The 20921-nt window shown below is 73.0% G+C and carries 18 protein-coding genes and 1 pseudogene; 8 read left to right on the top strand and 11 right to left on the bottom strand.

Annotated elements, in window-relative coordinates:
- Positions 1-10: 10 nt before the first annotated feature.
- From PV364_RS24150 to PV364_RS24120, 7 genes are all read right to left on the bottom strand, one after another.
- Positions 11-1024, bottom strand: a complete 1014-nt coding sequence (locus tag PV364_RS24150) for a DUF5914 domain-containing protein (RefSeq protein WP_319662337.1) — start codon at positions 1022-1024, stop codon at positions 11-13.
- Positions 1021-2016: a phytoene/squalene synthase family protein gene (locus PV364_RS24145; protein ID WP_319662336.1), complete on the bottom strand. Its 996-nt coding sequence runs from the start codon at positions 2014-2016 to the stop codon at positions 1021-1023. The genes PV364_RS24150 and PV364_RS24145 overlap by 4 nt, the downstream gene beginning before the upstream one ends.
- Entirely contained in the window at positions 2013-3530 is a 1518-nt protein-coding gene (gene crtI / locus PV364_RS24140; protein ID WP_319662335.1) for a phytoene desaturase family protein, read from the bottom strand. Before crtI ends, PV364_RS24145 begins: the two co-directional genes overlap by 4 nt.
- Before the next feature lie 55 nt (positions 3531-3585).
- Positions 3586-4749: a polyprenyl synthetase family protein gene (locus PV364_RS24135; protein ID WP_319662484.1), complete on the bottom strand. Its 1164-nt coding sequence runs from the start codon at positions 4747-4749 to the stop codon at positions 3586-3588.
- Between the two features lie 332 nt (positions 4750-5081).
- Positions 5082-5426 (bottom strand): hypothetical protein, encoded by a 345-nt coding sequence (locus PV364_RS24130; protein WP_319662334.1) that lies wholly within the window; start codon positions 5424-5426, stop codon positions 5082-5084.
- Between the two features lie 335 nt (positions 5427-5761).
- Positions 5762-6775, bottom strand: coding sequence for a pyridoxal-phosphate dependent enzyme (locus PV364_RS24125; RefSeq protein WP_319662333.1), 1014 nt, complete (start codon positions 6773-6775; stop codon positions 5762-5764).
- A 555-nt stretch (positions 6776-7330) separates the two neighbouring features.
- The gene (locus tag PV364_RS24120) at positions 7331-7606 is read right to left on the bottom strand and encodes a hypothetical protein (protein ID WP_319662332.1); all 276 of its coding nucleotides are present in this window, start codon (positions 7604-7606) and stop codon (positions 7331-7333) included.
- Positions 7607-7890: 284 nt separating this feature from the next.
- Between PV364_RS24120 and PV364_RS24115 the strand changes: the two are divergent.
- Positions 7891-8476 (top strand): annotated as a pseudogene (locus tag PV364_RS24115) (cadmium resistance transporter).
- A gap of 79 nt (positions 8477-8555) precedes the next feature.
- On the opposite strand, the gene PV364_RS24110 reads toward PV364_RS24115, so the two are convergent.
- The 4 genes from PV364_RS24110 to PV364_RS24095 all read right to left on the bottom strand — a co-directional run bounded on the left by PV364_RS24110 (position 8556) and on the right by PV364_RS24095 (position 12001).
- Complete coding sequence (locus tag PV364_RS24110) at positions 8556-9128, bottom strand: YbhB/YbcL family Raf kinase inhibitor-like protein (protein WP_319662331.1); 573 nt, start codon at positions 9126-9128, stop codon at positions 8556-8558.
- Positions 9125-9694: an isochorismatase family protein gene (locus tag PV364_RS24105; RefSeq protein WP_319662330.1), complete on the bottom strand. Its 570-nt coding sequence runs from the start codon at positions 9692-9694 to the stop codon at positions 9125-9127. Before PV364_RS24105 ends, PV364_RS24110 begins: the two co-directional genes overlap by 4 nt.
- Before the next feature lie 76 nt (positions 9695-9770).
- Positions 9771-11429, bottom strand: coding sequence for an MFS transporter (locus tag PV364_RS24100; RefSeq protein ID WP_319662483.1), 1659 nt, complete (start codon positions 11427-11429; stop codon positions 9771-9773).
- Positions 11430-11560: 131 nt separating this feature from the next.
- Positions 11561-12001, bottom strand: coding sequence for a MarR family winged helix-turn-helix transcriptional regulator (locus tag PV364_RS24095; protein WP_319662329.1), 441 nt, complete (start codon positions 11999-12001; stop codon positions 11561-11563).
- Positions 12002-12146: 145 nt separating this feature from the next.
- Here PV364_RS24095 and PV364_RS24090 point away from each other — a divergent pair, with 145 nt between their 5' ends.
- From PV364_RS24090 to PV364_RS24060, 7 genes are all read left to right on the top strand, one after another.
- Positions 12147-13655 carry an FGGY-family carbohydrate kinase gene (locus PV364_RS24090; protein WP_319662328.1) on the top strand — a complete coding sequence of 503 codons (1509 nt, stop codon included), beginning with the start codon at positions 12147-12149 and terminating at the stop codon, positions 13653-13655.
- A gap of 428 nt (positions 13656-14083) precedes the next feature.
- Positions 14084-15814: a diacylglycerol kinase family protein gene (locus PV364_RS24085; protein ID WP_319662327.1), complete on the top strand. Its 1731-nt coding sequence runs from the start codon at positions 14084-14086 to the stop codon at positions 15812-15814.
- Between the two features lie 58 nt (positions 15815-15872).
- The gene (locus PV364_RS24080) at positions 15873-16826 is read left to right on the top strand and encodes a YihY/virulence factor BrkB family protein (protein WP_319662326.1); all 954 of its coding nucleotides are present in this window, start codon (positions 15873-15875) and stop codon (positions 16824-16826) included.
- A gap of 34 nt (positions 16827-16860) precedes the next feature.
- Positions 16861-17634 carry a phosphatase PAP2 family protein gene (locus PV364_RS24075; protein WP_319662325.1) on the top strand — a complete coding sequence of 258 codons (774 nt, stop codon included), beginning with the start codon at positions 16861-16863 and terminating at the stop codon, positions 17632-17634.
- 160 nt (positions 17635-17794) lie between these two features.
- Positions 17795-18670: an SDR family oxidoreductase gene (locus tag PV364_RS24070; RefSeq protein WP_319662324.1), complete on the top strand. Its 876-nt coding sequence runs from the start codon at positions 17795-17797 to the stop codon at positions 18668-18670.
- A gap of 85 nt (positions 18671-18755) precedes the next feature.
- A complete protein-coding gene (locus tag PV364_RS24065; RefSeq protein ID WP_319662323.1) occupies positions 18756-20249 on the top strand; it encodes an MFS transporter in 1494 nt (497 codons plus the stop codon).
- On the top strand, positions 20246-20851 hold the full coding sequence (locus tag PV364_RS24060) for a TetR family transcriptional regulator (protein WP_319662322.1): 606 nt from the start codon (positions 20246-20248) through the stop codon (positions 20849-20851). The genes PV364_RS24065 and PV364_RS24060 overlap by 4 nt, the downstream gene beginning before the upstream one ends.
- Positions 20852-20921 lie beyond the last annotated feature (70 nt).

Genomic DNA, 20921 nt, shown 5'->3' with positions numbered 1-20921 from the left:
CGGGACGTCCTCAACCCGGGAAACGGCCCTGGCTGCGCAGGTCGTAGCGGCGCTCGGCATAGGCGAGATCGTCGCGCCACAGACGGGCGGCGGTGCGACGGACCAGCGGGCGCAGCAACGGCGCCGCGTGGCGTGCCGCCGCGAAGCCCGGACGCCGCGAGTGGGCGACGACGGCCTCGATCACCGCGGTGCGCGGCCGTCCGTCGGCGCCTGTGCCCAGGGGGGTGGCATGGGTCTCGACCACGCTGCCGGTCCCCTCGCCGGAGACGATGCGCATCACCACGGTGCGGGGCCCGGGTGCGGTGAACTCCGCTCGAACGGGCACCCCCAGCCGTCCGCGGACCCGAAAGGCGACGTCGACGAGAAAACGGTCCGCGGCGGCGTTCTGCGCGTCCTCAGCGGTGGCGGGTGCCTGGCGCACCGTCAGGTCGGCGAACGCGTGCGGATGGAACCAGGCGCCGTGCCAGGGATCCAGCCGGTTCGCGACGACGTCCTCGGGCTCGCAGCGACCGACGACCGTCATGACAGCCGCGAGCGACGCCTCGGAAGCGGGCCGCTCGGGGACGAACGGAGCCGGTGTCGGGGTCTCACCGCCCGGGGCGTCCAGACGGACCCACACCAGCAGCCCGTCGTCGTGGGCGGGATAGGGATCCCAACCGGGAACTCCACCGGGTTCGAGTGCGAGGCCGTGCCAGTGGCAGACGATGGTGCCCTCCCGCAAACCGCTCTCGCACAGCGGCGCGCCCAGATGGGGGCAGGCGCCGGGCGCGGCGTGCACCGCGCCCGCGGAGTCCCGCCACAGCACGAGTTCGATGCCCGCCACGGTCCGACCGGTGATCCGGCCGCTGCCGACCTCGGAGCCTGCCGCCGCCACGTACCAATTGCCGGACGGACGGCTCTGGGCCCTCTTCAGAGCCGACGCGATGAGGGCGGGCCTGGCCTCGCGCCAAGTGGGCCGCTGATCCTCCCATCGGCCGCCGCCGAGCCGGGCGAGCGGTGTGAGCGGACGACGCGAACGCCTCATACCGGCGACTCCTGCCGTGTGTCGGAAGCGGTCCGGGACACCACTGCGTGCGGACGAACCCGCTGGACGGCGCGGCTCGAAGCGACGGCGAGCAGTCCTCGCGCGGCAGCGCGGGCACGGCGACGGCGCGGCACGGCCACCCGCCGGTGGAGCACCGGGTAGTCGGCCGCCTCGATCTCATCGAGGATGCCCTGGTAGAGCACGAGAGCCGTGCGGACGCAGGGGCGCGACACGGGCGCGAGCAGCGGGATCCCGGTCGCGGCCCGCCGGTACAGGGTGCGGGTGAGGGCCGTGGTCTCGCGCAGCGCGGCGCGGACCCTCGGGTCGGTGGTGCGGCGTTCGCGACACCAGGTCAGCAGCGCGTGGTCGGCGTCGTGGGCGGTCAGGATGTCGCCGGGGATGTACACGCGGCCCCGGTCCAGGTCCTCGCCGACGTCGCGCAGGAAATTGGTGAGCTGGAAGGCGAGGCCGAGCGCGGCGGCCGCGGGTTCGGCGTCCTCCCGGGGCACCACGGTGCCGAGGACGGGCAGGACCTGGAGACCGATCACCGCGGCCGAGCCGTGCATGTACCGCGCGAGGTCGCCGTAGGTGGGGTAGGCGGTGACGGTCAGGTCCATCCGCATGGACGCCATGAAGTCGGTGAACAGCGTGTGGTCGAGCCGGTGCCTGCGGACGGTGTCGGCGAGTGCGGTGACGACGGGATGGTCGGCGTGACCGTTGCGCAGACCGGCCAGGAGCACCGTTTCCAGTTCCGCGAGTACCCGTTGCCGAACGGCGGCGGTGACGCCGGCGGGGTCGTCGTCGACGATGTCGTCGGCCCAGCGGGCGAAGCCGTACAGGGCGTGCACGAAGGGGCGCCGGTCCGGCGTGAGCAGGCGGGTGGCCAGGAAGTAGGTCTTGCCGTGCCGTGCGTTGAGCACGCGGCAGCGGGTGTACGCGGCACGCGCCCGGGGATCGGTGATGCCCGCGGCGTCGAGCTCCCGGGCGGTCACAGCAGGCTCCTTCGCGGGCGGTGCCGGGAGACCGCTCGATCCCCGGCGATGCGCGCGGCGGCGAGCTTCCCTGAGATCAGCACGGTGGGCACCCCGACGCCCGGCACTGTGCCGCAGCCCGCCAGGACCACGTTCTCGGCACCGTGGACGAGGTTGCGCGAGCGGAAGGGACCGGTCTGGGCGAAGGTGTGCGCGGCGGAGAAGGGGGTGCCCGCGGCGTGCCCCTCGGCGGCCCAGTCGGCGGGTGTGACCACCCGCTGGGTCTCGACGGACGCCCGGAAGCCCTCCATGCCGCGCTTCTCCAGTTCCTCCATCAGCCGCTCCTGGTAGCCGGGGGCGGTCCGGTCCCAGTCGATGGGCCCGGTCTCGAGATTGGGGCAGGGCGCGAGTACGTAGTGCAGGTGGCGCCCCTCGGGAGCGAGCGAGGGGTCGGTGGCCGTGGGGCGGGTGACGAGCACCGAAGGATCGCTCATGAGGCGTCCGAACCGCGTCAGTTCGGCGAAGGTACGGCCCCAGGCGCCGCCGAAGGAGAGGGTGTGGTGGGCCAGGTGAGGCCAGGTCCGGCGGGTGCCGGCGTGCAGCACGAACGCCGAGGGGGACCAGCGCAGCGGGACCGGCCGCCGGGGAGCGCGGCCCAGCAGCGCGTACACCCCCGGCAGGTCGAGGGTGAGGACGACGGCGTCGCAGCCGATCCGCTCGCCGTGTGCCGTGCGTACGGCCGTGACGCGGCCGCCGTCGGTGCGTTCCAGGGCGGCGACCTCGGTGCCGTAGCGGACGTCGCCCCCGGCGTGGGCGGCTTCCGCGGCGAGGGCCTCGGCGACGGCGTGCATGCCGCCGCGGGGGAAGTACACGCCGGCGACGGTGTCCATGTAGGCGATGACGGCGTAGGCGGCAAGCGCGCGGGCCGGCGGCACTCCGGCGTACAGGGACTGGAACGAGAAGACACGCTGGAGGCGTTCGTCCTGGATGAACCGGGCGATGCGCGGCTGGAGCCGGCCGAAGCCGCCGAGCACGGCGAGGCGGGCCAGGTCGGGGGTGAGCAGCGACAGCGGCGAGTCGAAGTTGGAGTCGATGAAGCTGCGCATCTGCACCCGGTACAACTCGCTCAGCCACGCACGCAGGCGCCGGTACCCCAGGGCCTCCCGCCCGCCGGCGAACCGGCTGATCTCGGACTCCATCACGGCGGGATCGGTGTGCACGTCGAGGGCGGAACCGTCGACGAACTGCGCTCGGTACGCGGGGTGCAGCGGTCGCAGATCCAGGCGGTCGGCGAGGGATCCGCCGGTGGCCGCGAAGGCCTCCTCCAGAATGTCGGGCATGGTCAGCACGGTCGGGCCGGTGTCGATGCGGTAACCGTCGAGTTCGAGCAGGCCGGCCCTGCCGCCGGGAACGCCGGCACGTTCGAGTACGGTCACACGGCGTCCTGCGCCGAGCAGGTGCAAGGCGGCCGAGAGGCCCGACAGCCCTGCTCCCACCACGACGACGTGGTCGGTGGGTCCCTGGACGGTCTTCATCGGCGGTGCGTCCTCCTTCGCGGGCGCGGCGGGCGCGGCGGGCTCCATCGCGGGTTCACGTGACGGTGCCCTTGGCCACGCGGCGGGCGAGCCGCTCCAAGGGGAGGGCGCTTTCCGGGGCGAGAGCCTCGTCCCCGAGGAGGGCGACGGCCTCGTCGGCCAGAGCCGAGATGCGGGCCTCCACGGCCTGTACCGCACCCAGCTGCACCAGCAGTTCACGGAAGGCCCGGAGTGCCGTGCCGCTCGCCAGAGGATCACCCAGCGTGGTCCGGATCCGGTTCTCCGCCTCCGGCGACGCGGCCTTCCGGGCCAGACGCAACGCCACGGCCGTCAGGTAGGTGCGTTTGCCCGAGCGGATGTCGTCGCCCGACGGCTTGCCCGTCTTCGTGGGGTCCCCGTAGACACCCAGCAGGTCGTCCCGGAGCTGGAAGGCGAGCCCGATCCGACGGCCGTATTCGTGGAGGATGCGCGTCACGTCATCCGCGGCGCCCGCCGCGACGGCGCCGAGTTCCAGCGGGCGGGCGACGCTGTACAGGGCGGTCTTCAGTTCCGCGGTCCGCAGGGCCGCCTCCGGGCACTCCGAGCCTTCCGCCTGCAGCCGCAGGTCGAGGTGCTGACCCGCCACCATCTCGGCGAGCATGGACCGCCACGTACGGTCGGCGCGACGTCGCACCTGGACGTCCAGCGGAACCGACCTGAACACGTCCTCCGCCCACATCAGGGCCAGGTCCCCGGCGAGCACCGCTTGCGCCGTACCGTAGGCCGCCGCGTCCCCGCACCACCCCGCACGGCGGTGCGCCGTACTGAAGAGGACGTGCAGCGCCGGACCGCCACGCCGTGTCCGCGAGCCGTCCATCACGTCGTCGTGCACCAGCGCGGACGCCTGCAACAGCTCCAGCGCCACCGCCAGTCCGACCGGCGACCGGGACGCTTCCCCCGCGTCCGGACCGCCACCGGCGAGCCAGCCCCACCACACGCATCGCGCACGGAGCCGGGATCCTCCCCGCAGCACGAACGCCGTCAGTGCGTCGGCCGGAGCGACACCGCCCGGCGCGACATCGAGGTCGACCAGACGCCGCTCCGCCATGCAGGCGACCAGCTCGGCCTCGACCCGAACCACCACGTCGGTGTGCGGTCCTGCCTCCGGGCTCGGCGCGTCCGCCTGCCGGTCGACGACCCAGGCGGCGGCCTCACTCGGCGGGAGCGACTGCGGCTCCACTCTGGACAACCGCCCTTCACCTCCGAAGCCCCTGGCGGACGCAACCCCACCTGGAACGAGGGCACATCCGCCAGGGAGCGTCCCTCGCCACTGGTGATCACTGTCGTCCGACTCTGACACCGGCCCCGTCACTCCGCATCCGCTGGCCGCCGAGCAGACCAACCGTGCATCACCTGCACGGACGCCTCCGGGGTGGTCGGTCCCGTCCGATGGGTCAGGACCTGCGACGGACGCTTCACCCGTGGCGGGCGGCTCCGGTGCGCCGGCCGAGCGGGTCCGAGCAGCGGGTCCGAGCAGCAGGTCCCCGAGCAGGAAGGCGACGCGCGAGTGCGTCAGTCAGGTGTGCCGTCGGCCGTGTGGCGCAGCGCTGCCTCGGTGGTCCTGAGTCTCGCCAGCAGGGCGGTCAGGGCGTCGTTCCAGCGCGCCGTGCCCTGCTGCTCGGCCAGGAAGTCGCGCAGGGCCAGGATCTCGTCGGCGGTGAAGGACTCGTGACCGGGGTTGCAGGCGAACTGCAGCAGCGGGATCTCCAGGTCGCTGTACCTGGCGTGATCCGTCGTGAACAGCCACGCACCCAGGGCCAGGGCCGCGGTCCCCTCGTCCGCGGTGCACCGCAGACTCACCGCGGGTTCCACGGCGAACTCCACCGTGGAGACGCCGTGCGGCGTGAGCAGGACCATCCGCGCGTGTGTCGGAGGCGTCTGGGCCGTTTCGAACACCTCTGCCGACCGCGAGAGTTCCTGACCCCGGCAGGTGCCGCAGCTGTCGTGGCAGCCCGGCCGCGAGGAGGCGGTCCCGCCCTGTGCCGTTCCGGCATGGGCGTACACGGGGTGCTTGCATTCCCCGCAGACAGGCATGGTGTCTCCCGTTGGTTCGGTTCGGTCCGGTGGGCGGCTTCTCCACGGGATGTGGTGGGACCCCTTCATGGACGCTTCATGGACCTCAACAAACGGGCAGTGCCTTGTCATGCCCGCCCGGCCCGGTGGGTCGGCGGCGCGGACGCGTGCGTCGCGGCCTACGACGTCGAGGGCCGTACGGTCCGCGACGTCGAGACCGCCAGCCTCTCGTCCAGCTTCGCGATCGTCGCCCCATGGCCGAAGAAGCCGGCCATTCCGCCCGAGTGCAGGAAGACCGTGCGCTGCCCCGGGCGTACCTCGCCTTCCGCGATCGCCGCGATGAGGCCGGCCATCGCGCGCCCGGTGTAGACGGGGTCCAGCACGATGCCCTCGGTGCGCGCGGTCACGGTGAGGGCCGCCAAGGTGGCCCCGGTCAGGGCCGCGTAGCCGTCGCCGACCTGGTCGAGCCTGAGCCGCAGCGTTTCGGGCGGACAGTCCGCGCCGGACAGGCCGGAGGCCAGGTCGGCCACCGCACGTCCGGGATCGGTGACGGCTCCGCAGTGGACCCCGAGCACGCGTGTCGCGCCCAGCGGACCGAGCAGGCCCGCCATCGTGCCCCCGGAACCGACCGCGACGACGACCGTCGCGAGGTCGGGTGCCTGCACGAGCAGTTCTCGCCCGCACTCCTCGTAGCCGCGGGCGCCGGAGACACTCGAACCCCCGAAGGGGATCAGCGACGGCACGGCGCCCTGCCGCCGCAGTTGCTCGACCACGTCGTCGGCGACGGAGGCGAGTTCCTGATCGTCGACGTCACCCGCCCAGACGACCGTGGCCCCGAACAGGCTGTCGAGCGCGAGGTTGCCGGACGTCGAGGATCCGGCTTCTCCGGACAGCACGAGGACGACGTCACGTCCCAGCCGCGCCCCCGCGGCGGCGGTCAGGCGTGCGTGGTTGCTCTGTGGTGCTCCGGTGGTGACCAGAACGGTCGCGCCGTCGGCGAGTGCCTCACCGCAGGTCCACTCGAGTTTGCGCACCTTGTTCCCACCGCCGCCCAGTCCGGTGAGATCGTCCCGTTTCACCCACAGGTCATCGGCGCCCAGGCCGAGTGCGAGGGCAAGCCGCGGCATCGGCTCCAGCGGAGTCGGCCACGTCCCGAGGACGGCCCGCGGAGTGGGCTGACTTTCCGAGCTCATGGCTGTCCCCGTCCCTGCGTGACCGTCGCGCACGACCACCGGTGTGATCGCCTCCGGCCCATCTTGCCATCACGTCCCAGGCAGCCGGACGCCTCGAATCCGCCGAGGTCCGGGTCGAGATGGCCGCCGGATACGCGGCAGGGGCGAGCTCCGGGCCGCCGACGCCGTCGGTGTGACCGCCGCGGTCGCACCGACGTGAGCGAACCGGTCATTCCGCTGGCCCCCATGTGTCACGGATGCTTGGTGCGTCGGGGTCCGACGGTTGCGTCCTTGGAAGTGGGTGTACGGATTCGACCGGATCCTCGGTTCGCCCCGGCAGCGCGGGACGACAGCACCCCGCTCCTCCCCGTGATCGGGAGCGGGGTGCTGCCGTCCGTCGGCGAGGAGCCGAAGTCGACGTCCGCCGCGGTCTGTTGTGCGCCGTTGGCGTTGACCGCGAAGCGGTGCCGGCAGCCGGACCCGGCGTTGCCGGCGATGGCCGCGCGGGCCGGCGCCCAGGTCCTCCGGTGCGGCGGAGAACGAGGTGGGCACCGGGGGAAGTTGGTGCCGCGCGGTTCAGGTGCTGGTGCTGACGCGACCCCAGAGAACCCGGCCGCCCATGAGGACATGGTCGCCGAAGTACACGCCGTGGACGATCAGGGTCGCGCCGACCGCCGTGGCGATCGCCCGCTTCAGCCCGTGGCGTCTGCCGCCGACCACGGGGACGACGACGAACGCTTCGTTGAGGAAGCGGTTCGTCCGTGCGGGAATCACCACCAGGCAGCAGCCGAGCCCGACCAGCGCGAAGACGGCCAGGATCGCGACCAGGGATGCTCCAGCGAAGCCGCGCACCACTCCACCTCCCACATTGCCCGAACACGGCGACGGCAGGCGCCCGGGGAGACCGCGACCGTCCCATGTACGCCTTTTTGACGGGGCGCTGACGGCCGTTTGGCGGCCGCCGGCTGTGCGGAACGAGACGCGTGCCGACGGTCCCCGTCGCCGCGCACGCGGGGGCCGTCCCCTCGTCGGGCCAGCGGCGTGATCCGGAGGACGGCACCGTCACCCGCACCGGGTATCCGTCGCCTGGTCCCCGGCTCCGAGAGGAAGACGACCCACCTGAGAGTCCAGGCGTCATCGGGCAGGCGGCCGGGCTGTTCGCCGTGACCAACATCGACGACATCCTGGTACTGGCGCTGTTCTTCGCCCAGGGCGCCGGACACCGCGGCTCCACGGGCCGCATCGTGCTCGGTCAGTACCTGGGCTCACCGCGATCCTCGCTGTCGCCGTGGCGGCCGCGTTCGGCGCCACGCTCCTGCCCGGGTCCGCCGTCCCCTACCTCGGTCTGCTGCCGGTCGCGCTGGGCCTCACATCCGCGTGGCAGGCGTGGAAGGGCCGCCGCGAGGCGGAACGAAGGAGAGGACACGGGCCGGGGGGAGCGGTCCGGGCCCGCTGGAGGTCGCCGCGGTCACCTTCGCCAACGGCGGCGACAACATCGGCGTCTACGTTCCCGTCCTCACCACCGCGGGCGTCGGCGGGATGAGCGTGTACGCCGTGGTGTTCCTGGCGCTGGTGGCGGTGTGGTGTTTCGCGGGCCGCTGGTTCGCGACCCGTCCGGTTGTCGCCAGGGGCCTCGCCCGCGGGGGTCACGTCCTGCTGCCGCTGGTTCTCGTCGCCATCGGCCTGCTCATCCTTGTGGAAGGCGGAGCCTTCGGCCTGTGACCCGGTCCCGTGCTGTGCGTTCTCAGGCTGCGCCGGAGAACGCACAGCACGCTGCCCGGAGGGCGGCCCGGCCCCGGTGTCAGCGTTCGAAGACGCCGGTGAGTCGGCCGCGGCCGAGTACGGGGGCGGTGACGGCGCCCAGAAGGGCGCGGGGCCGTGCCCGGTCCACCGGCGTGGTGTCAGGTGTGCCGTCCACGGCGGCGGACAGGGCGAACAGTTCGAAGACGTAGCGGTGCGGCCCGTGGCCCTTGATGGGCGCGGGACCGTGGTAGCCCCGGCCGATGGTGGAACGCAGCACCCGCACCCCGGGGCCGGGCTGCCGCGAGGCCAGGGCACCGGGCTCCAGGTGTCCGGCTGCCGGGTCGATCAGGGCCGTGCAGTGGACCGCGGGCTTGGCCAGGGGGACGTCGATGTCCTCGACGACCAGCAGGAGCTGTGCGGTGCCGGGTGGGAGCGGAGCCCAGGCCAGGTGAGGGGACCGGTCGGCGCCGCCTATGTGCTTCGCGCAGTGTTCCAGCGGTAGGGAGCCGCCGTCGGCGAAGTGCCGGCTGGTGAGCGTCAGCAGCTCGGGGCCCTGCAGGTTGGGCAGGTTCCAGGCCGTGTGGGTCTCGCCCGCTCTGCGGTTGTTCAGGAGCCGGCCGAGCAGGGTCATCGTGTGGCCTCGACCATGTCGACCACCTCGGCGGTGGTGGCGGTCTCGCCGATCCTGGGGAAGACGCGCTCGACGCTGTGGCGGTGGGCTTCTGCGTCGGGGTCGGTCATCGCGTCGGTGGCCAGGACGACGTGGTAGCCGTGGTCGGACGCCGAGCGTGCGGTCGACTCGACGCCTGAACTGGTGGAGATCCCCGCGAGCACGATCTGGGTGATGCCCAGGTCGCGCAGGAGGGTGTCGAGTCCGGTGTCGTGGAACGCGCTGCGGCGCCGCTTGGTGAGCAGGTGGTCGCTCGGCTGGACGTCGAGTTCGTCGACGAGGTCGGCCCAGCCGGTCGGCAGTGCGGCCGTTCTGCTCCCCGGCCGTCCGTCCTCGGTCCGTCCGGGGGCGCGTCCGGTGACGTTGACCAGGACCACGGGCAGGGTGTGCCGGCGGAATTGGGCGGCCAAATGGGCGGCGTGCTCGACCGCGTCGGTGACCGCGGGATCGTCGAGGGCGGAGACGATGCCCTTCTGCAGGTCGATCACGACGAGCGCGGACCGGGGGTCGATCGCTGTGAGGGTCATGGAGGTGGTTGCTCCTGTGGAGGTCGGCTGGTTGCGAGGTCGGAGGCGTGGCGGTCTCAGCCGTCCGGCGTCCCTGTCAGGCCTTCGGCCGCAGGGCGACGGCGTCACCGGTGGAGGCCGGTCGAGGTCGTGAGGACGGGGTGGCGGGCCCGGCACCGCGGAGGAGGGAGGCGATGGCGGCGAGCAGGGCGAGGGTGGCGCCGAAGGCGAACACGATCACCAGGCCGGAGTGGAAGGGGCCGGCGATCAGGCCCGGGAAGAACTCGCGTCCGGTCAGGCTCTGTCGCTGCGCCGCGGTCAGGTGGGCCAGGGTGCCGCTGGGCTCGAGCAGGTGCTGGATCGGGTTGACGCCCAGCTGGGCGGCGAACAGGGACGAGACGGGTGGCAGGCTGCCGACCTGGGTGGCGACGTGGGCCGGTACGCCCTGCTCCCGCAGGCCGGCGGTGAGGGTGTGCGGGAGGCTGCCGGCCAGTCCGGCGATCATGAGGGAGAAGAACACGCCGATCGACACGGCGGTGCCGGAGTTCTGGAATGTGGCGCGCATACCGGAGGCGACGCCGCGCAGGTCTGCGGGAACGCTGCCCATGATCGAGGAGGAGTTGGGGGAGGCGAACATGCCGTTGGCGATCCCGTTGAGCGCGATCAGCAGGGCGAAGATCCAGTAGCTGAAGTCGATGGGCAGCACCATCAGGCCCAGGAAGCTGGCGCCGAACAGCAGCGCGCCGCCGGTGGCCAGGCCCCGGGAGCCGAGCCGGTCCGACAGGTACCCGGAGACGGGGCCCGCGGCGAGGAATCCGGCGGTCAGCGGCAGCATGAAGATCCCGGCCCACAGCGGAGTGTCGCCGTAGTCGTAGCCGTGCAACGGAAGCCAGATGCCCTGCAGCCAGATGATCAGCACGAACTGCATCCCGCCGCGGCCGATCGAGATGGCCAGGCCTGCCAGATTGCCGAAGGTGAAGGCCCGTTGGCGAAAGAGGCCCAGCCGGATCATCGGCGCGGGAACGCGTCTCTCGACGGCGACGAATGCCGCCAGGAGGGCCAGTCCGCCGACGATCAGCCCGTCGACCAGCGGGTTGGTCCACCCCATGGTGTGGCCTTCGTACGGCTGCAGGCCGAAGGTGACCGCGATCAAGGTCGCGCTGAGGCCCACCCCGAAGGTGATGTTGCCCCACCAGTCGATCCTGCCGCCGCCTCGTGTGCCGGTCTCGCGCAGGGTGCGGTAGGCCCACACCGTGAAGAACACGCCGACGGGCACGTTCACCCAGAACACCGCCCGCCAGTCCCAGGCCGACAGCAGTCCTCCGGCGACCAGGCCGATGAACATCCCGGCCAGGCCCGCGACCTGGTTGATCCCCAGGGCGAAGCCGCGCTGCTCCTTGGGGAAGGCGTCGGTCAGGATCGCGACGGAGTTCGCCGTCAGCATCGAGCCGCCGACGGCCTGCACCACGCGCCAGGCGATCAGCCACATCGCTCCGTGGCCCCCGTCGAAGGGGTCGAAGGACAGCAGGATCGAGGCGAAGGAGAAGACCGCGAATCCGCAGTTGTAGATCCGGACCCGGCCGTACATGTCTCCCAGACGGCCCACCGTGACCACCAGCACGGCCTGGACCAGCCGGTAGCCCATGATCATCCACAACAGGTAGGCGATGTTGCCCGGAGCCAGCGGGTCCAGGTGCACGCCGCGGAAGACGGCCGGCAGCGCGATCAGCACGATCGAGCCGTCCAGCGCGGACATGAAGACGGCTGCCGTCGTGTTCGCCAGCGCCGTCCACTTGTACCGGTCGCCGGCCGCCCGGCGGGCGGTGTGCGCTTCGGGAGGGTCGGGTATCAACGGGCTTTCCTCCGGGTTCGGTTCTCCGTCCGGCATCAGATGTTCCGGGCCAGCCGCTCCAGCAGCGGGGCCGCCGCGGCGAGCTGCTCCAGTTCCGCCGCGGTGAACGCGCCGCCGGTCAGGGCGCGGGCGAGGAGTTCGGTCCGCGCGTTGCGCTTGTCCTTCAGCGCCTGAAGGCCGGCGCCGGTCACCGTCAGCACCACGCGCCTGCCGTCTTCTGGATCCGGGCGGCGCTCGACCAGGCCGCGGACCCGCAGGGCGCTGAGCGTCGCTCCCATGGCCTGTGCGGTGATCTGGACTTCCCGGGCCAGTGCGGAGGAGGTGGTGGGGCCCGAGCGTTCGAGATGCGACAGCGCGGTCCGCTCCGGCATCGTGAGCCCGCCTTCGACGGGCACTTGACGCACCCGTCGCAAGAGCACGCTGAGGCTCGCCAGCAGGGCCGAGGCGACCGTGGCGGGGTCCAGATCATCGTTCATATGCTAAGGCTACTTTATCAACCTGCCTTAGGGAATTCGCCCCACCGTCCGCACGGTGATGCGGTGGCGGCGCTCGCCGGCACCGAGGCCAGTCCCGGCAGACACGGGGAGTCGGCACCCGGGCCCGGTCGCCCTACCGTGGGGTGTGACCTTTCTCGGTGTCGACATCGGCACATCCAGCAGCAAGGGCGTCCTGGTCGACGCCTCCGGCGAGGTGATCGCGACCGCGGTGCGCACGCACACCGTCTCCCGCCCGCGACCGGGACACGTCGAGATGGATCCCGAGGTGTGGTGGCGGGAATTCCGCGGCATCACGCGTGAACTCCTGCCCGCCGGTGGGCGGGTGGAGGCGGTCGGAGTCAGCGGCATGGGCCCGTGCGTCTGCCTGGCCGATTCCTCGAACCGGCCGCTGCGGCCGGCCATCCTCTACGGTGTGGACACGCGGGCCGTGGCCCAGATCGCCCGGCTCGACGAAGAGCTCGGCCGCGCGGCCGTCCTCGACCGGTGCGGAAGCGTGCTGTCCACCCAGGCGGTGGGGCCGAAGGTGGCCTGGGTGGCCGAACACGAGCCGGAGGTCTTCACCGCCGCCCGGCGGTTGTTCATGCCGGCCTCCCTTCTCGCCCACCGGCTCACCGGTGCCTATGTGCTCGACCACCACTCGGCCAGCCAGTCCGTCCCGTTCTACGACGCCCGGGCGCAGGACTGGTACCGCCCGTGGGTGCGCGCGGTGTGGCCGCACGCGGAACTGCCCGAGCTGTGCTGGCCCGGTGACCAGGCCGGAACGGTGACGGCCGAGGCGGCCGCGGCGACCGGGCTCGCGCAGGGCACGCCGGTGCTCGCCGGGACCGTCGATGCCTGGACCGAGGCCGTCAGCGTCGACGCGACCCGGCCGGGCGACCTGATGCTCATGTACGGCACGACGATGTTCCTGATCGCCACCGTCGCCGGACACCTGCGCGTACCCGAGTTGTGGAGCACGGCCGGCGCCTTCCCCGGCACCCGCTCACTGGCCGGCGGCATGGCCACCTCCGGAGCGGTGACCGAGTGGATGCGGGGCCTGTTCGGCTCGCCCGGCCGCGACGTGCTGCTGGCGGAGGCCGCAGAGAGCGGCGTCGGTGCCCGCGGCCTCGCGATGCTCCCGTACTTCGCCGGCGAGCGCACCCCGATCGCCGACCCGGACGCCCGCGGGGTGATCGCGGGTCTCACCGTCGAGCACACCCGCGGCGACCTCTACCGGGCCGCGCTGGAGGCCACAGCGCACGGTGTGCGCCACAACATCGAGGCCATGCGGCAGGCGGGTGCAGGCGTCGAGAGGGTCGTCGCCGTCGGCGGGGGCACGCGGGGCGGGTTGTGGACGCAGATCGTCTCCGACGTCACCGGACTGCCCCAGGACATCCCCACCGTCACGGTCGGCGCGAGCTACGGGGCTGCCCGGCTCGCCGCCCGGCTGACCGATGACGCGGCAACCGCGACGTGGAACCCCGTACGTGAGCGATGTGTACCGGACGCGGCCGCGGGAGCGGCGTACGACAGGCTGCACCGCCTGTACCGGGACCTGTATCCGGCGACACACGACACGGTCCACGCCCTGGCGCGGCTCCAGCGCGAGGGCTGGGGACACTCGGCTCCGAACGGGCCCGGGACCGGGGGGTGATGGCCGTCCGGGGCAGCCGGCCGGACTGCCGCGGGCGAGTGGACGGGCGGTGACCGGGGCACCTGCGCTTGTTCACGGTTTGTGCGCCGCGCCGTGCGCCTACGAGCCCACACCGCTCGACAAGGGCACCTGGACGCAACCTTCGGCACCGAGGAGAAGTCGTTCCGACCTGGAGCGCCCGCGGGTCCGGGCGTTCAGGTCGCGCTGACGATGCACGGCTGCGCCCGCACCGAGCACGGTTCCGGCGTGCCGTCGACGGGGGAGCCCTGCCTCCGCACACCGAGCCGGGCTGACGGCGCGCTGCCTCACCACCTTCGCCTGCGGCATCGCCGGCGCCGCCCTGCGCAACTCGGGCGCCGGCGGCAGTGGCCTCGCAGCCCGGGGGCAGGGACCGCCATTACCTGACGAGTGCGGGTAAGACGCCCTCCATGAGGACTGATAGCGGTACGGCCATGATCCGGCCGCGGTGGTTCCTGCTGCTGCCCCTGCAGTGGGCGCTGCTCGTGGGCCTGGGCGCGCTGGTCACCGGACCGTGGGCGGCCGGTCGGCCGCTGTCGGTGGAGGACGGGGTGAACCGGGCTCTGGCCGCACACCGCACCGAGGTGGGCGACGCCGCCTCGCAGGCAGTGTCGACGATCGCCGGTACGCAGGGCGTGATCGCGGTGGCCTGCGTCTGTGTGGTGGCGCTGCTCGTGCTCCCGCGGCGCCCGTGGTGGAGCGAGGCGCTCTTCCTCGGGGGAGCGGTGGCCGCGCAGTCGGCGGTCTTCGTCCTGGTCACCGTGTGTGTGAACCGGTCCCGTCCGGATGTTGTGCATCTGGAGCACGCCCCGCCGACCTCGAGTTTTCCCTCCGGGCACGTGGGCGCCGCGCTCGCTCTCTACGGGGGGCTCGCATTGCTCGCGGCGACCGTTCTGCGCGGTCCGTGGAGGCTGCCGTCGGCCGCGGCGCTGCTGATCGTCCCGGCCACTGCCGCGGTCTCCCGGCTGTACGCGGGGATGCACCACCCCAGTGACGTCATCGGCGGTCTCCTCAACGGAGCCTGCACCCTGTTCGTCATGACCCGGGCCGTGCCGCCTGCCCGCGGGTTCACCCTCCGGCCGCCCGACTCCCGTCTCCGCGCCGCCGCGGCCGCCGACGCGGGCCCGGGCGGCCGCCGGGTCGTCGTCGTACGGCATCCGTACGCCTGCCCTGACGAGCTGGCCGCGAAGGTCCGCTCCGTCCTGAGCCGCCACGGCTACACCGACCAGCACTGGACGTCAACCACCGCGGAGCGCCCCGACGGTGGGCTGGAGGCTCTGGCCGCGGTGCCCGGGACCGCGCTGGTCGTGGTCTGCGGAGGCGACGGCACCGTACGTGCCTGCGCGGGCCCTTTGGTCGGCACCGGCACCGCGATGGCGGTCGTGCCCTGCGGCACCGGTAACCTGCTGGCCCGCAACCTCCGCCTGCCCACCGATGCGGCCGCCGCGCTCGAGCAGGCGCTGGCCGGGGAGCCCGCCGGCATCGACGTCGGTCGGGTGGACGGCGACGGTCTGCCCGCCACCTGCTTCACCGTCATGGCGGGTGCTGGCCTCGACGCCGCCATGGTGCGCGACGCGTCCGACCGCCTCAAGGCGCGCCTGGGCTGGAGCGCCTATGTCCTCTCGGGGATGGGTCACCTGGCCGACCCGCGGATGCGCCTGACGCTCCGTCTGGACGGCGGCCCGGTGCTGCGTCGCCGGGCGCGGATGGTCCTCATCGGCAATGTGGGCACCCTCCAGGGCGGGCTGCCGCTGCTGCCCCGGGCGCGCCCCGACAGCGGATTCCTGGACCTGGTGCTGCTCAACCCCCGTGGCCCGGTCGGATGGGTGGCTGCCGCGGGATATCTCGGAGCGCGCATGCTGCCCCACCGCCGTGCCGAGCGCCGCGGTACCGGCACCACGACCCGACCGCTGGTGGCCCACGGGGCACTGGAGTACTACCGGGCCCGGCGGATCGACATCGCCTTCGCCACTCCCCAGGCACGCGAACTCGACGGCGACGTCGTCGCCGACGGCACCCGGCTGACCATCCAGGTGCAACCGGCGGCACTGCGCGTCCATCTCCCCGCCACCCGTCCCGCCGCCCCCGTGCCTGCCGACGCCCGCACACCCGGCGATCGCGCCCTCACCTCCGGCAGTTGAACTGCTCCCACCGCCACCGCCACCGCCACCGCCACCGCCACCGCCACCAAGGAGAACGATGGGTACAGCCACCCGCGTCCCGCAACGAGCCGACGTGCGGGGCGACGAACTGTCCGGCGACGAGGCATGGGCCGCACTGCGCCGTTACGGCGGCTGGCCCCTGATGCGCGACTCCTTCGTGCGGTTCCGCTACGCCGACGGATTCAGCCACTCCCGGGCGCTGGCCCTGCAGACGGTCCTGTCGATCGTCCCCCTGGCCATCGCCATGATCGGCCTGTCCGGTGTCCTGCACACCGACGACATCGGCCGAGTCGCCGAAATCACCATCCGCCGGATCGCCGGCGGCCCCAGCCAGGACGTGATCGACGACGCCCTGCGGCAAAGCCACCAGCACACCGACAGCGGCGGCCAGGCGGCTCTGTGGCTCGGGCTGTTGTTCTCCGTCGTCAACGTCACCACCGGGCTGTGCCAGGTCGAACGCGGGGCCAACCGCATCTACGGCGTGGAACGCGACCGCCCCTTCCTCCGCAAGTACAGCCGCGGGCTGGTGATGGCCGTGCTGGCCGGGGCGCCGCTGGGCCTCAGCTTCGTCCTCACCGTGCTGGGCGCCGACCTGACCCGTGCTCTCGCCGAGGTCTACCACCTGGGCACCGCCACCACCCACGCCTGGGACGTGCTGCGCTGGCCGCTGGGCATCGTCCTCGCGATGCTCGCCACCAGCGCGATCTTCCGCCGCTCACCGCGCCGTGCCCAACCCGGCTACACCTGGCTCGCGTTCGGGGCGACGGTCTACCTGCTGCTGTGGAGCGCGTCGACCTGGGCCCTGAGCCTGTACGTCGGCGCGAGCGGATCCTTCACCAGCATGTACGGGCCGCTGAGTGCCTTCGTGGCCCTGTTGTTGTGGTCCTATCTCACGTCGGTCGCGCTCTTCCTCGGGCTGGCGTTCGCCGCGCAACTGGAGGCGATGCGAGCCGGCGTGGCGCCACCAGCCGGCGACGACCCCGGTGTGTGACGGCCCACCCGAGACAGCGAAGGAGTCCGCGCCCATGACGACACCGCACTTCACCCGCCACTTCGGACCCGACGCCCGATTCGGCGCCCGGCTGGCGGCCGCCACGGCCGTCACCGCCATCACGGCGGTGCCCTTCGCTCTCGCCGTGCTGCTCGTGGAATCCCGATGGCCGCCACTGCGCCGCCTGGACCAGGGCACCGCCGGCCACCTGCACCGTACGGCCTTGGACCATCCCGGCCTGGTACAGGCCCTGCGGTTCCTCACCGACGTCGTCTGGAACCCGGTGACCCTGCGCACGCTCGTCGCCGCGCTGGCGGTGTGGCTGCTGACCCGCCGGGCCTGGCGGCTCGCGGTCTGGGCCGCGGTCACCGCCGTCGCCGGCGGACTGACCGGGCTGCTCGCCAAGAACACCGTGGAACGCACCCGCCCCCACCTGCCGGACCCGGTCGCCCACGCTCCCGGCTTCTCCTTCCCCTCGGGCCACGCCATGACGGCCACCACCTCCTGCGCCGTGCTGCTGCTGGCTCTGCTTCCCGTGGTGCCAAGGGCCTGGCGCCCGCTGCCGTGGACCCTGGCCGGAATCACGGTCGTCGGCGTCGGCTGGACCCGGGTCGCCCTGGGCGTGCACTGGGTCAGCGACGTGGTGGGCGGCTGGCTGCTGGGCCTGGTCGTCGTCACCGCGACCACACTCACCTTCCAGGCCTGGCGCGCCGATGTCGGACGCCCCTTCACCACGCCCGCGCAGGGGCTGGAGCCGGAACTCACCCGGTCCCGCCCCGAACCGCCGTCCGACACCTGGCGGCCTTGAACGTCCGGGCCCGGCGGCATGGGCGACGCGCGCCCGCGCCCCCGGCGCGCCCCCGCTCCTGCCTCTGTGCGCTCCTGTGGCCGGAGCGGACCGCCTGCCACGATCGACGCGGGCGGCCGGGCTCCCGGCCGTATCGGTGACCGTGGGCGACGGGGGACGCATGACGCGACGATGGCTGGTGACGGGGTGTTCCTCGGGATTGGGGCGGGCGCTGGCGGGTGCTGTCGCCGCGGCCGGTGACCTGGTGGTGGTGACGGCCCGCGATCCCTCGTCCGTGCAGGACCTGGCGGCCCGGTTCCCGGACCGGGTGACGACGGCGGCCCTGGACGTGTGCGATCCAGGGCAGTGCCAGGCGGCGGTGGCCCATGCCGTCGCACGCTTCGGCGGACTCGACGTGTTGGTGAACAACGCCGGGGCGGGCCTGTTCGGTGCCGTGGAGGAGGTGGCCGACGACGAACTGCGCGCGCAGTTGGAGGTCCTGGCCGTGGCGCCGTGGCGCCTGGTCCGGTTGGCGCTCCCGCTGATGCGGGGCCAGGGCTCCGGTCACATCGTCAACGTGTCCTCGCTGGCCGGCCGCATGGGCTTTCCCGGCCTGTCCGCGTACGTGGCGGGCAAGTACGCGCTGGAGGGGATGAGTCAGGCGCTCGCGGCGGAGGTCGCCCCGTTCGGGATCCGGGTGAGCGTGGTGCAGCCCGGCCAGTTCGCGACGGGCTACGGAACCGCCCTGGCCGAGACCGCCACCCGTATCCCCGCCTACGCGCAGGGCACGGGGGAGGTGCGCGCGGGTCTGCGGGGCATGGAGGACAACCCCGCCCTCAGCCGCCCCGAGCTGTTCGCCGCCCATGTCCTGCGCCTGGTCGCGGCGGACGCGGCACCGGTGCGGGTGCCGATCGGGGCGGACGCCTACGCGATCGCGGGTGCGATCGAGGAGTCGGCGCGCGACGAACTCGCGGCCGCCCGTGCCTTCGTCGAGGGCGCCGGGGCGCCGGATTCGACGGCGCCGGCAGCAGCCGCGGTGCCCGCGCCGGTCACGTAGCAGGGCACGGCCGTGTTGGTGAATCAGAATTCACCCGCTACGGTGAATTCTGATTCACCGACTGTACGGCTCGTCTGGAGACGTGATGGCCCAGCCCGCCCCGATACCCGACACGACCAGTACCGGGCGCGTCCCGGACGGTCTGCGCAAGCGTATGACCGTGCCGGTGCTGGCCTTCGGCGGCATCCTCATGGCCGTCATGCAGACCGTGGTCGTCCCCCTGCTGCCGGACCTGCCCCGGCTCACCGGCTCCTCGGCGGGTGCCGTCTCCTGGATGGTGACGGCCACCCTCCTGTCCGGCGCCGTGCTCACCCCGGTGCTCGGCCGCGCCGGTGACCTGTACGGCAAGCGCCGGGTTCTGGCGGGGGCCCTGGCCCTGATGACCCTCGGCTCGGTGATGTGCGCCCTGTCGTCGCAGATCGGGATCCTGATCGCGGCCCGGGCACTGCAGGGTGCCGCGGCCGCCGTGGTGCCGCTGTCGATCAGCGTGCTGCGTGACGAACTGCCGCCCGAGCGGCGGGGTTCGGCGGTCGCGATGATGAGCTCCACGGTCGGCATCGGCGCCGCCCTCGGCCTGCCGCTCGCCGCGCTGGTCGTGCAGTACGCGGACTGGCACACCATGTTCTGGCTGACCAGCGCCCTCGGCGCGCTGGGTGTGGCCGGCGTCTGGTGGGCGATCGCCGATTCGCCGGACCGAGGGAGCGGCCGGTTCGACGTCGTCGGGGCACTGGGGCTGGCGGCGGGGCTGATCTGCCTGCTGCTCGGCGTGTCCCAGGGCGGGCAGTGGGGGTGGGTCAGCGGCCGCATCGTCGGACTGTTCGTCGCTGCGGTGATCGTCCTCGCGCTGTGGTGGCTCCAGCAGCTGCGCAGCGCGCATCCGCTGGTCGACCTGCGCCTGGCGTCCCGCCCCCGGGTCGGGCTCTCACACGTGGCGGCGATGCTCACCGGCTTCGCCTTCTACGCCAACTCCCTCGTCACCGCGCAACTGGTCCAGGCACCCGAGGCGACCGGGTACGGCCTCGGCCTGACCGTCTTCGAGACCGGCCTGTGCCTGCTGCCCGCGGGCCTGACCATGCTGCTGCTGTCACCGGTCTCGGCCCGGATCTCCGCCGCCCGCGGTCCGCGGATCACGCTGGCCCTCGGCGCTGCCGTCATCGCCCTCGGCTACGTGATCCGCGTCGTGGACAGCCGCGACCTGTGGGTGATCCTGGTCGGGGCGACGGTGATCTCCAGCGGCACCACGCTGGCCTACTCGGCGCTGCCCACCCTGATCCTGCGAGCCGTGCCGGCCGAGCAGAGCGCCTCCGCCAACGGCGTCAACGTGCTGATGCGCACCATCGGTCAGGCCGCGTCGAGCGCGGCGGTGGCCGCCGTACTCGTCCACCACACCAGCCCGGTCGCGGGCATACCCGTGCCGACCCTCCCCGGCTACCAGCTCGCTTTCACCCTGGCAGGCGTCGTCGCGGTCGCCGCCATCGGCGCCGCGCTGTCCATCCCCGGCGACCGTGCGGAGCGCCGAGCCGGGCGGGGCTCCGGGCAGGTGGCGCCGACCCGGACCCAGACCATGGAGGACGCGTGAGCGCCGGCGCTTCCGACGGCGCTGCCTCCCACGGCGCCGGCCCTGGCGGGCGCCGGGACGCGGAGGCGACCAAGGCCGCGATCCTGCGGGCCGTGCGCCACTTCCTCGCCCGGCAGGCGCACGCCGACATCACCTTGAAGGCGGTGGCCGAACGGGCGGGCGTCAGCCCCCCGCTGGTCCTGAAGTACTTCGGCAGCAAGGAGGCGCTGTTCGCCCGGGTGCTGTCCTTCGAGAGCGACGCGGAAGCACTGCTGGACGCGCCGCTCGACCGGCTGGGCCACCACATGGTCCGCCATGTACTGGAGACCCAGCGCCACCACGGCACCGACCCCGTCCTGCGGATCGTCTTCGCGTCCCTGCAGAGCGACTCCGGGGACGTCCTGCGCGCCAACTTCCACGCCCAGGTGACCGAGCGGCTCACCCGCCGGCTGCCCGGCCCCGATGCCGGGCTGCGCGCGGAGCTCGCCCTGGGCGCGCTGCTCGGGTTCGGCGTCATGTACGGCATCGCGCGGGGTCCGGTCATGCGGGAGTCCGGCACCGACGACCTCGTCGCGCGGTACGGGCCCCTGGTGCAGGCTCAGCTGACACCCGGCGCCGGGTGACCACCGGGCGGCAGGCGGGGTGGCTCCAGGTGCGGGCCGGTGACCGGCCCGCCACCCTCGCGAAGCGTCG

The organism is Streptomyces sp. MI02-7b (assembly GCF_033793585.1).
In the GTDB taxonomy this organism is placed as follows: domain Bacteria; phylum Actinomycetota; class Actinomycetes; order Streptomycetales; family Streptomycetaceae; genus Actinacidiphila.
The sequence above is the reverse complement of the archived record's forward strand: the minus strand, read 5'-3'. Positions and strand labels throughout refer to the sequence as shown.